The sequence below is a fragment of the Bacteroidota bacterium genome, assembly GCA_037133915.1.
In the GTDB taxonomy this organism is placed as follows: Bacteria; Bacteroidota; Bacteroidia; order Bacteroidales; family CAIWKO01; genus JBAXND01.
On the sequence record JBAXND010000080.1, the window covers coordinates 1 to 12161 of the forward strand.

Genomic DNA, 12161 nt, shown 5'->3' on the forward strand with positions numbered 1-12161 from the left:
ACTGATACACAGGTGCAGTTCCGCCATTGGTTGGGGTTGCAGTAAAAGTAACTGACGTTCCCGCACAGATGGTTGACGCTGATGCGCTGATTGTAACGGCAGGAGTTAAGGTCGGGTTCACCGTTACCACCACCGGTGAGCGCGGACCAATACATGCAATTGAAGGCATTGCGAATGATAGCTTAATCTGCCCATCTCCTGAGCGAACTCCTTGGGTATGATTCACGTTGCTGCAGTATATCGGGTCCGTAAACGAGCTGCCTCCGCCACCACCGGCACCGTTCCACCAGCCATAGCCGCCACCGCCGCCGCCGCCGTAGTAACCACCTCCACCACCGGCACCGCCATATCGTCCGCCTTCACCGCCCTCAGCCAGAATACCGGCTTTTCCCTGTTCTGCCGAAGCGCCATAAGGACCAACACCACCGCTTCCACCGGCTATTTGTGTGCCGCCGCCACCGCAAGTAGTTGAATATGTAATCCCCTGATATTGTCCATAACCGGCAGTTGTACCTCCGCCATCTCCGCCTTTATTGGGAAGAGGAAGGACAGGACCTGTAAGTGATGTATTATCTCCCGAACCACCGCCACCACCGGCAATCAGTACTCTGTTTGTAATATTTGTTCCGCCGATGCGGATATCTGTTGCGCCGCCGCCTTTATAACCAGGATCAGGTCCACCGTTGCCGCCACCATTATAACCGCCCAGTACCACTTCGCCCCCTTTTTCTCCAACATATAAATATAATGTTGAACCCGGTATAACAGCTAAATCGGCACTCACCTTTCCGCCAAGTCCGCCTCCATAAGCAGCATAGCCCGTCACTTCACCGCCACCCGCAGCACCATAAGCTTCCACGTTAACGGAGGTAACTCCTGCCGGAACCACAAAGTTTTGTACGTCGCCCGTATAGTTATAAACATGAGTAATGTTTTCCGGAGCCTTGTATATTGAGCCTGCCGCATAATAAGTTGTAGTTATAAGCGGTGCCACCTGCAAATCAGCTCCATTAGAAGTGGTAGCCAAAAGGTTACCGCCTGTAGGCGCATCATACCATTTTATAGATTCACCCTGTGCTGTTGCTGCAATATTTGCCGTTGAGCCGCAATTCATGGTCACATTCTGTGCCACCGGCGCTGTTGAGTTTACATATACGGTTATCGCTGCACGCGAACTTCCACATCCAACAGCTTCGGTGTAAGAAAGTATCACCTTCCCATCACCCAATTGGGCGCCCTGACCATAGCTGACATTGGTTGAACCGGCAGGCCTTACGTAAGAGCTGCCACCACCACCACCACCACCAATTATAGTCCAATCAATCTCATCTGAATGGTAATAACCACCGCCGCCGCCGCCATAGTAGCCACCACCACCGCCGCCGGCTATTTCAGCACCATTTCCACCAATTCCTAAAGCACCATTAAAGCCCCCAATTCCGGCAACCCCTCCTGCAGTTTGAGTTCCACCCAATCCAACCGTTTGACCCCCATATGCAGATCCATTCGCTCCCTTGTATCCCCCGCTCCCTCCGTTATTGCCATTTCTTGAACCATGCTGATAAAAATCATAACCAGCACCACCGCCACCGCCGGCAACCAGAACCCTATAAATGAGTGAAGTTCCGCCAATGCGGATATCGGTTGCGCCGCCCCCACCCTGATAATTATTTGCATCATAAGGGTTTCCGCCCCCATTGAAGCCTCCTGCACCAATTTTACCCTTACCTCCAACATATATATTTAATATCTGGCCGGGGGTAACACTAAGAGTTGCCATGGTACGACCGCCGCGACCGCCAGTATTAGAGCCATTATTTGAGCCGCCCTGAGCTCCATAGGCATCAACGGTAACAGAAGTAACGCCGGCAGGTACTGTCCAGGTCTGAGCAGCACCAGTATATGAATAAGTTACTGTATCCTGAGCAGGAAATACCCTTTTAGCATAGTATGTTGTAGTTACCGTTGGGCTAACAGTCAAAAATCCTCCATTTTTGGTGGTTCCGAGTAAGTGGCCACCACCTGGCGCATCATACCATTCAATAACAGCAGCATTATTTTGAGCACTGAGTTCACTACTACCGCCCGGGCAAATCTGTACATTTGAGGCTACTACTGCCGGAGGAGCAATATTATACACATTGACAACAATTGGTGTGCGGGGCGGTTCTGACCCAATATTATAATTAATAATGAGCTTCCCTGAGCCAATCTGAATATCCTGTGTGTGGGTAATTGCTGACGATCCTGCCGGTATTACCCAAGAACTGCCGCCACCACCGGCATAAAGTCCGTTGCCACCGCCATAATATCCGCCACCGCCGCCGCAATCGCCATTACCACCGAATCCCAAAGATCCATTAGTATTACCTGTGCCTCCTGCACTCTGCGTGCCACCGGCTCCACAGAAATTGGAGATCCCATCGTATGAACCGCCACCGGCAATCAGACCACCACCGTTGCCCCCATTGCCAAGTTTCCAATTGATAAAACATCCGGCGCCACCGCCGCCTGCAACCAATACTCTGTCGGCAAGGGTGGTTCCGCCAATTCTGATATCTGTTGCGCCACCGCCACTATTAACAATGCCATTGCCGCCGCCATTATAGGTGGTCGAACCAACATTAATTTTTAATACCTGACCTGCAGCAACATTGAGTGTTGCCTGCACTCTTCCGCCTTTACCGCCTGATATTCCTCCTCCTGAAGCTCCATAAGCATCTACATTGATTGATGTAACTCCGGATGGAACGGTCCATGACTGAACCGCACCTGTATAATTAAATGTTTGTGTAAACTGCCCGTTATGATATCCTTCAGCATAATAAGTAGTTGTTGAAGAGGGTGTCACTTGCAGTGATGCACCATTTGTAGAGGTTCCAATCAGGTTACCTCCGACAGGTGCGTCGTACCAAGCCACTTGTGCGCAAACACTTCTTGAGGTAAGGGCCACCGGTTCATCCGGGCATGCTGTATCTTTATATGCCGGAAAAAACAGCCCCTGACTGTTTACTACCACTACCAAAGGGGTGCGTGAAGATACCTGCCCGGACACCGTGTAGTAGATAGTAATCTCACCATTACCCTGTCTCACGCCCTGCGTATGGGTTACTGATGTTCCGTTTCTTACATATGAGCTCCCGCCGCCACCGCAGTAATTTCCGCCGCCGCCACCGTAATATCCGCCGCCGCCGTTTCCTGCACTCGTATTCCAAGCGATTGAACCTCCTCGCCCCAAACTTCCATTGCCGTTCGAATAACTTCCTGACCCTCCTGCTGTTTGTGTTCCCCCGGCACCACAATAAGCCAAATAATTGTTGCCGGAAAGTCCGTTTCCAGCCGTCAGGCCGCCACCGGCTCCTCCTATCGTGTTTGAATTGTAGTTTGCACCACCTCCACCACCCGCAACCAGAATGCGATTGGAAAGTGACGTTCCGCCATCGAGAATATCTGTTGCACCTCCGCCTGCGGCTCCATAGTCACTGATTCCGCCTCCATTATATCCATCCACTCCGCCAACGTTGATTGTTAAAACCTCACCGGGAGTAACAGAAAGTGTGGCCTGTACCCTTCCTCCCAGACCTCCTATCCCTAGATTTTTACCGACTCCCTGAGCACCATAGGCATCAACTGAAATAGATGTAACGCCAGTCGGAACAACCCATGTTTGGGCAGCACCGGTATAGCTGTAGGTTATGCTCCCATGGTAATCAGGCAAATCTGTTTCAGCATAATACGTCGTAGTACTTGCCGGGCTTACCAGGAACGGATAAAAATAATTGGATGAACCCAAAAGTGTACCACCTGTAGCAGCTTTGTACCAGCGTATGGTATTGCTTCCTGAGGCACACAGATTAGCCATGCCACCGGGTCGTATAACGATGGGCGAATTTACTATAGGAGCAACAGTTTGCGCATGGTTTGCTGTGATGATACATACCACAAGCACAAGAAAAAGAAAGAACCTTTTCAATGAAGATGTTGTTTGTGTTCTCATTGTACTGATTGGATTAATGATTTTTTTTGGATTAAATTGAGCTTAAAGGAAAAATGAAAAGCAAAAATAAAAGTATTTACACTGTTTTAACAAAAAAAGTAATATTTTTTTTGTGCCATCTTTTTTTAAGTTGTTAATCAACTGTTTATAATTCGTGTATTATATAATCTTTCCTATTTTGGGAATTTTATAACCATTCTCGATAATTATGATAATAAAATGTCATTCGGAAAGTATGTGGCAATAATTATCAATTATGAAGTCCAAATAAGGCAATATTACATGCCTATTTTGCCTATTTTTGCAACGTCCATTTTCCTATGAAGAAAACTACTGATTTTGTATTTCCTGAGTTTCCATTGTTGCTTGCACCGATGGAAGATGTTACCAATCCTCCGTTCCGGCTTATCTGTCGGGAGCTTGGTGCCGATGTGGTTTATACCGAATTCATTTCATCCGAAGGTTTGATTCGTGACGCCGAGAAAAGCAAAAAAAAACTGGGGTTCTATGAAGCTGAAAGGCCTGTAGGAATTCAGATATTCGGACACAACGAGGAAAGTATGCGCGTCGCCACTGAAATGGCTGAAGCCGCTAATCCCGATTTCATTGACCTCAATTTTGGCTGTCCCGTTTCAAAAGTAATATCCAAAGGTGCGGGTGCGGCGATGCTACGGACCGTTCCTGCCATGATAAGTATCACAAGCATGGTTGTGAAACAGTCAAGCATCCCGGTAACGGCAAAAACACGCATTGGCTGGGACGAGAAGTCGAAAAATATTGTTGAAGTTGCAGAGATGCTGCAGGATGCCGGTATAAAAGCCCTGACCATTCACGGTCGTACGCGCGCTCAGATGTACAAGGGTGAAGCTGACTGGACGCTGATTGGTGAGGTAAAAAACAATCCACGCATGACCATTCCGGTATTCGGTAACGGAGATATCGACAGCCCGGAAAAAGCGCTTGAAATGAAAAACCGTTATGGCGTGGATGGTTTGATGATTGGTCGCGCCATTATTGGTTATCCTTGGCTTTTCCGTGAAGTAAGGCATTTCCTAGATCATGGCGTTCGAATTGAGCCACCCTTGGTTCGCGAACGTGTGGAACTGTGCAGACGGCATCTTGGCGAAAGCATGAAATATAATGATGAACGCTACGGCTTGTTGCTTATGCGAAAACACTACGGCGGATATTTCAGAGGTCTGCCCGATTTCAAACAATTCAGGCTCCCGCTGGTGACGGCTTCCTCCTATACAGATATCCTTGCCATCCTTGAAAGTGTTGCTAAATTCTATGAAAACGCAGGGATGTAGCATTTTTGGGGTTTATACAAAACACCATATTTTTGCATATTCAGCTGCCAAGACATGATAAATATCATGAGTGCTGTCATTACTGATATTTAATGCATTATATATACATTCCTTAAGGAAAAAATAATGCAATAGCTATTTTTTTTATATTTGTAGAAAATCAGGACGAACAACGTTTTTTATGAAAAAATACATTCTTTTCATCGGAATTGCTGTAATTGGCTCAGTATTATTCTCGATTAGCTGTAAGCACGACCCATTGCCTTATATAAAAAAAGTTTGCTTTTCGGATGATGTGCTCCCCCTCATTACAAACAACTGTGCGATGTCCGGCTGTCATAGCGGAACGGGAGAAAGAGGCGCTCTTAACAGTTACAGCTCAATTGTGAGTCAGGTGAACCCCGGTAATTCGGGAAGCAGCAGGTTGTACAACGCAATTACCGGCAACGGTGAAAATGCCATGCCGCCCAATAAACCCTTGACCCAAGATCAGAAAAACATAATAAAATGGTGGATAGATCAGGGAGCCGAGAACACAACCGACTGTAATGCCGGAAACTGTGATACCGCCAACGTAACCTATAGTGGAATTGTTCAACCATTGATTTCATCGAACTGTGGTGGCTGCCACGGTCCGGGAGCATCCATGGGAATTACCCTCACGGTCTACAACGATCTGAAACAATATCTTGATGCCAACAAGCAAAAATTTGTTGACGCCATCAATTACACGAGTGCGAAAGTTATGCCGCCAAGCGGAAAAATGTCGGCATGTAAAATAAGCCAAATGCAGAAATGGATTAATGCCGGGTATGCCGGAAATTAGTTTTTTCTTGTAAAAGTTATAGGCATTTTATCACCAACAAATCCTTATTATGAAAAACTTTCTTATGCTGCTCGTACCTGCACTGCTGCTGTTTGTTGCTACGGGTTGTTACTACGATAATGAGGAAGAACTGTATGCCAATTACAAAAATCCGCCGGTTGATACTACTACCCCGGGCGGAAATGATACTATTACTCCGCCTCCACCTGAAGACACTACAATTTGTTTTCAGGATCAAATCATGCCAATATTTTCGTCTAACTGCACCATGGCAGGATGCCACGATGGTACAAACGGGGAGGCTCAGCGACTCACAAGTTACGCATATATTATGAATGGCATTACAGCTTACAGCCCTTCACAAAGCAGTATTTACCGTGCAATTACAGGTACCGGCGGTGATCCTATGCCTCCAAGCGGTTCGCTGACACCCGCACAAATTAATCTGATTTACCGTTGGATTAATCAGGGTGCCCAGAATACGACCAACTGCGCCAACAGTTGCGATACCAGTAATGTAACATGGTCTGGCACTGTAAGCAGCATCATTACGAATAACTGCGTGGGTTGTCACGGTGCAGGAGCATCTAACGGAGTTAATCTTTCATCATACACAAGTATTAAAACATTTCTTGATGTTGCGGCCAACAAAACACGCCTCCTGAATTCTGTAAATTATACATCCGCAAAGCCCATGCCGCCATCAGGCAAGATGTCGGTGTGCAAGGTGCGTCAGGTTGATATTTGGGTGAATGCAGGTTATCTTAATAATAAATAGATTATTAATTACAGGGAATATTTATATGTTGAAACCATTGAAACTGATGTTACCGTTGTTACTGGGGGTATTGCTTACAGGCTGTTATAATGACAATGAAGAAAGCCTTTACGCGAATTACAATAACCTAAGCAGCACAGCTAGCTGCGATACGGTTAATCTCACCTACACCTCACAAATAAAAGCTATTCTGGATGCAAATTGCATTTCCTGCCACAACACCGGTTCCGGCCACGCAGCCATTTTAGATACTCCAGCAGATGTAATGAGTGCCGCCTCGGGATGGAACTTGTATGATTTCTCCGGAAACAGCAACCATACAGGCAATGTTAACCTCGACAACTGTTCAAAAAAACAGTTGAGGATATGGTCGGCAAATCCGGTTCAGTAATTAAATCACATACAGACGAATTTCAACAAACACAGTCAATATAAACCGCATGAAGAAAATAGTAGCAATTACATTTCTTATTCTGGCATTTGCCCGGGTATGGGCACAAGACACTGTTCAGCCGGCAGCAACACCTGAAGAGCCGACCATTGACTATACCGAGCGAACCTTCTGGGGCCCACGGATAGCAAATCTTCAGAGCATTGAAACAAATAAAGCCGGATATCTGGGTTTCCGCGTAGGACACCGTGCCGGAAGATTATCTACAGGTGCAAATAATTTTTTCGGCCTGGATGAAGCCACTTTCAGACTTAATTTTGACCTTGGCATCACCGACTGGCTTATGATGGGCGTTGGTCGTTCTACCATACAAAAATACTACGACGGCTATATTAAAGGCCGCATCCTCAGGCAAAGTACCGGTAAACGAAACATGCCCTTATCAATTACCGGATTTGCCGGTATGGGTATAAATTCTTTGAAATGGGACAGTGATTATCCTCAAAAATATTTCACATCAAGACTGGCATATACATTTCAGCTGATTATTGCACGGAAATTCACCAACTGGTTCAGTGCTGAACTTGTTCCGACACTGGTACACCGTAATCTGGTTCCGCTGGCGAAAGACAAAAACGATGTTTATGCCGTGGGAGCAGGTCTGCAGTTTAAGGTTACTCCACGATTCGGACTCAATCTGGAATATAATTACCTGCTGCCAAACCAGATTTATTCACAGATTGGCGGTCAGACAGTTCAGAATTCGGGCAGTATTGGACTGGACATCTATACCGGCAAACACGTATTCCAAATATTTGTAACGAATTCCACAGGAATGACTGAAAAACAATTCATTACAGAAACAACAGAGTCGTGGCTCAAAAAGGGCATAAGAATTGGATTCAACATTGAACGTACTTTTAAACTTTGGGAAAAAGATTAATTAATAACTTAATACCTACAGCTATGTTTAAAAAAGCATTTATTTTCTCGACCGTACTGACCGCTGTTATCGTAATGGCCGTTAGCACCCAGATTTTCTCTTATCCGGGCGGAGCACCGGTTGGTAAAACAGGTTCACCGGGCGATGCCTCCAACTGCACCAGCTGCCATGACGCAACCATGCGCAAAGTAGACAATCATATTACCAGCGATGCTGTGAATAACGTTTACACACCCGGACAAACCTACACCATAACAGCAAAAATGTCCGGCGTTGAGACAGTCAAACGTATTGGATTTGAAGTTTCTCCACAAAATGTTGCCGGCAAACTTCTAGGCACATTGACGTTGACCGACGCTGAAAAAACCCAGCTTCTGGATAAAGGCAAGTATATTACCCATACGAACAAAGGTTCGCTGGTAACCGGTGGAATGGGCTCCTGGACATTTAAATGGACAGCGCCTGCTGCAGGTGCCGGCGACGTGGTTTTCTACGGTTCATTCCTTGTTGGTTCAAAGCCACAAGTGGTTTATACAACTTCATATACCTTAAAAGAGAAGAAATAAGGCAGCGTTGCGATTCCTTATCCCATAAAATCCAGGTCATTACGATCTGGATTTTTTTATCGTAAATAAAATAAGGCTGTTGTATTTGATTATTGAAAATTTTTACTAATTTTGCACACCGTTTTTTATAGATACTCTAAAATAATTGAAAATGTACGCAATAGTAGACATCGCCGGACAGCAGTTTAAAGTTGAGAAAGGCCTGGAAGTACTGGCACACCGGTTAGACGGCGAAGAAGGCTCAAAAGTAAGTTTCGAAGATGTACTTCTGGTAGACAACGATGGCAAGGTGAGCGTAGGCACACCCAAAGTTGAAGGCGCCAAGGTAACAGCAACCATTATTGAGCACAGTCGTGGCGATAAAGTAATCGTGTTCAAGAAAAAAAGAAGAAAAGGATATCAGAAAGCCAGCGGACACCGTCAGGACTTCACACTTATCCAGATCGAAGAAATCGCCGTTAAGGCAAAAGCTAAAAAAGCTGCCGAACCGGAAGTAAAAGCTGAATAATCTTTTTGTTTAACGATATAAATTAATTTGTCATGGCTCATAAAAAAGGTGCCGGTAGTTCAAGTAACGGACGCGAATCACATAGTAAAAGACTCGGCGTAAAAATTTACGGCGGACAGTTTGCACAATCAGGAAGTATTATTATCCGCCAGCGTGGTACCGTGCATAATCCAGGTTTGAATGTAGGAATGGGCAAAGACCATACTCTGTTCGCACTGGTTGACGGCATCGTTGATTTCAAAAAAGGCAGACAGGACCGTTCATACGTGTCAATTCTTCCTATGGATACCGAAGCTTCGAAAAACTAAGCGCGCGATTTATTCGCTAAAAATACTGCAGCTCCTGCCCTTCACCGGGTGGGAGTTTTTTTTTACCAGAGTCGAGAGTCATGAGTCGAGAGTCGTGAGACTTAAGTCGTAAGTCCAAGGGTGCGAAGTTTTATATCATAATGATACCTGACGAATTCTCTCGCGACATAAAGATTCGGGGAATTTCAGGATTGATCAGACCGATGAATCCAATGATTCTATTTCTTGTTAAAGATTTTAGCAGTATTCCTGCTTAATTATACCATTCTCGAACAGCTCAGTCACATCAACTCCATCTTTAAGGTGTATGGGGCGGAGGCCGGCTAAGCGCGCAGGTTCAATATTATGAATGGAATCATCAATAAAGATTGTTTCGGAAGGAACAACGCCACTATCTTTAATCGCATACTCAAATATCTCCAGATTGGGTTTGCGCATGCCTATATTGAATGACAGGTATGCTTTTTCAAACAGCGGTTCTATGCCGTCGTAACCGTATTTCCGTTTGATTTCCGCAGTGTATTCGTAATAATGAATCAGATTGGTATTGCTGAGCAGGAAAATCCGGTAATTCTTTGCCAGTTGTTCAAGAAGATGTATATGATGTGCCGGAGTTCCGATAATGATGGCATTCCAGGCATCTATGATTTGCTGTTCGGTAACTTCGGGCGGGAACATTGCTTTAAGCCGGTCGCAGAACTGTTTGGGTGTGATGCGACCGGTATCAAGGTCGTCGAACAGACTGCTTTGAGTGGCTTTACAATAAAATTTATCAAAATCGGGGCTTCCGAGTTTAATATAGGCATCAATACTAAGCTGAAAATCGATATCAATCAGCACACCACCAAAGTCGAAGATAATATTTTTAACTGTGTTGTTTCCCAGCATTTTCGGGCTTTTTAAGATATTTTTTTAAATGATGTATTATAATTGGGTGCAAAATTGTAAATTTGCACCCACAAAAGCAAGTTAAGACCAAATAAAAAGGTCGAAATGCCGGTCCTATAGCTCAGTTGGTTAGAGCACCTGACTCATAATCAGGTGGTCCCTGGTTCAAGTCCAGGTGGGACCACAAAAACACCCCGAAAGCCCTGTAAATACAGGGCTTTCGCTTTTTAGGGGGACACTGTGGGGGACAGTTTCGCTGGACGATAATTATTTTCAATACTTACATAAACAATACATATTTTTTTTCGCCCTCCACCTTGGGCTGATCGACTGAAATATTCGTTTTAAAGGACTAAATGGAACTATTTGTACGACATAAGGACTTGCTGGAGTGGAGTCGTAACTTTCGCCCGGAAGCGATGTGTTTTCTCTTCGTGAGCCGTAATGCTCGACTTTATTTTATATAAGTATTCAGAAATATATTATATTGCGCTTTATTGTGTTTAAAAAGTTTCTTGAAATGCTAACAACAAGTTAACTGTAAACGGTAAATAACAATGCACGTTTTCGGTAAATAGGAATGCGAGTTTTTCAGCATTCTTAATTTCCGACTACATTAACTTCCTGAATTATGAAAAAAGTAAATTATTGGGGTTTTGTATTTGCAGTAATAATGATAATCTGTGTGTTTTTGCCGTGGGCAAAAGGTATTTATACGATTTCAGGCGCTGTTAATAGTAATTATTCTTCAATAGGTATTAGCGGGATCCATTTCAATTTTGGAATAGTTGGAATTATTATTTCATTGGTTTGCTTTTTTCTAATGTTTTTTGACCGAAAACTTCGGTTAATAGGCGGAGCGATGAACTTTTTCTTAAGTATTGGTTTTTTATTTTGGATGAAGCAAGCTGCGTCTTCAAATAGAATGGGCTCTGGAGACTATAGTTTTCATTCCACTTCGTCTGTTAAGCCCGAGTATGGACTTATCCTATTTCTAATTGCGGCAATTTCTTACTTTTTATCAAATTTATTATTTTCGGAAAAAATGAATTCATCGGCTAGCCTCAATGCATCAGAGAATTTGGATAACAACCAAGATTCTATTATTTCAAATCTATCGGAATTAAAAGAAAGTGGGGTGATTGATGAAACGATTTTTATTCAAAAAAAAGAGGAGCTCAAAGAGAAAATAATTTCAGAAAGAGGGAGCTCAGATATTGATGGGCTTAATAAGCTTTCAAAATTGCATAATTATAAGATGATAAAGAATGAATATGCAAACTTGTTGAGTTTAAAAAGTAATGGCTCCTTATCTGAAAATGAGTTTAAAGAAAAACTGGAAGACCTTGTCCAGCGGGTATCCAATGAAATGGTCGAAAGGGGGACAAACGCTTCGATTTTTAGATTCGATAAATTAAAAAATTCAGGCATGTTAACCGACGAAGAATATACTAAAATGAGGAAGGATGTTAGAATAAATTACAAAATTAAAGTAGATATTCTAATGTTATTGCAAAACGAAATGTCAATCATTGTAGATAATGAAATATTTGATTTGACGAAAATAGAAGATAATAGCCCCTTCCTTATTGTGGAAAAAACGCTCTAAATATCCAGTGTGCGCCGGTTCAAATTGACCACCTCGC

General features: G+C 44.0%; 11 protein-coding genes and 1 tRNA gene. 10 read left to right on the forward strand and 2 right to left on the reverse strand.

The genetic code is table 11. The features are described 5' to 3' along the window. On the reverse strand, positions 1 to 3997 hold a 3997-nt coding region (locus tag WCM76_16160), incomplete at its 3' end, for a glycine-rich protein (GenBank protein ID MEI6767165.1). Between the two features lie 320 nt (positions 3998 to 4317). On the opposite strand from WCM76_16160, the gene dusB reads away from it, so the two are divergent. The 8 genes from dusB (at position 4318) to rpmA (ending at position 9627) form a co-directional block, all read left to right on the forward strand. Further along, the gene (gene dusB / locus WCM76_16165) at positions 4318 to 5307 is read left to right on the forward strand and encodes a tRNA dihydrouridine synthase DusB (protein MEI6767166.1); all 990 of its coding nucleotides are present in this window, start codon (positions 4318 to 4320) and stop codon (positions 5305 to 5307) included. Positions 5308 to 5488: 181 nt separating this feature from the next. Next, a complete protein-coding gene (locus WCM76_16170) occupies positions 5489 to 6133 on the forward strand; it encodes a c-type cytochrome (GenBank protein MEI6767167.1) in 645 nt (214 codons plus the stop codon). A 49-nt stretch (positions 6134 to 6182) separates the two neighbouring features. Further along, positions 6183 to 6911, forward strand: a complete 729-nt coding sequence (locus WCM76_16175) for a hypothetical protein (protein ID MEI6767168.1) — start codon at positions 6183 to 6185, stop codon at positions 6909 to 6911. Positions 6912 to 6957: 46 nt separating this feature from the next. Then, positions 6958 to 7302 carry a hypothetical protein gene (locus WCM76_16180; GenBank protein MEI6767169.1) on the forward strand — a complete coding sequence of 115 codons (345 nt, stop codon included), beginning with the start codon at positions 6958 to 6960 and terminating at the stop codon, positions 7300 to 7302. Between the two features lie 49 nt (positions 7303 to 7351). Continuing rightward, positions 7352 to 8245 carry a DUF5777 family beta-barrel protein gene (locus WCM76_16185; GenBank protein MEI6767170.1) on the forward strand — a complete coding sequence of 298 codons (894 nt, stop codon included), beginning with the start codon at positions 7352 to 7354 and terminating at the stop codon, positions 8243 to 8245. 23 nt (positions 8246 to 8268) lie between these two features. Beyond that, positions 8269 to 8811, forward strand: a complete 543-nt coding sequence (locus WCM76_16190; protein MEI6767171.1) for a Reeler domain-containing protein — start codon at positions 8269 to 8271, stop codon at positions 8809 to 8811. A 151-nt stretch (positions 8812 to 8962) separates the two neighbouring features. Next, positions 8963 to 9319, forward strand: a complete 357-nt coding sequence (gene rplU / locus WCM76_16195) for a 50S ribosomal protein L21 (protein MEI6767172.1) — start codon at positions 8963 to 8965, stop codon at positions 9317 to 9319. Between the two features lie 32 nt (positions 9320 to 9351). Further along, positions 9352 to 9627, forward strand: a complete 276-nt coding sequence (gene rpmA / locus WCM76_16200) for a 50S ribosomal protein L27 (GenBank protein MEI6767173.1) — start codon at positions 9352 to 9354, stop codon at positions 9625 to 9627. 237 nt (positions 9628 to 9864) lie between these two features. Here rpmA and WCM76_16205 read toward each other — a convergent pair whose 3' ends face one another. Continuing rightward, positions 9865 to 10515, reverse strand: a complete 651-nt coding sequence (locus tag WCM76_16205) for an HAD family phosphatase (protein ID MEI6767174.1) — start codon at positions 10513 to 10515, stop codon at positions 9865 to 9867. A 110-nt stretch (positions 10516 to 10625) separates the two neighbouring features. On the opposite strand from WCM76_16205, the gene WCM76_16210 reads away from it, so the two are divergent. Beyond that, positions 10626 to 10699: transfer RNA gene (locus WCM76_16210), tRNA-Ile, on the forward strand. A gap of 447 nt (positions 10700 to 11146) precedes the next feature. Beyond that, positions 11147 to 12124 (forward strand): SHOCT domain-containing protein, encoded by a 978-nt coding sequence (locus WCM76_16215; GenBank protein MEI6767175.1) that lies wholly within the window; start codon positions 11147 to 11149, stop codon positions 12122 to 12124. Positions 12125 to 12161 lie beyond the last annotated feature (37 nt).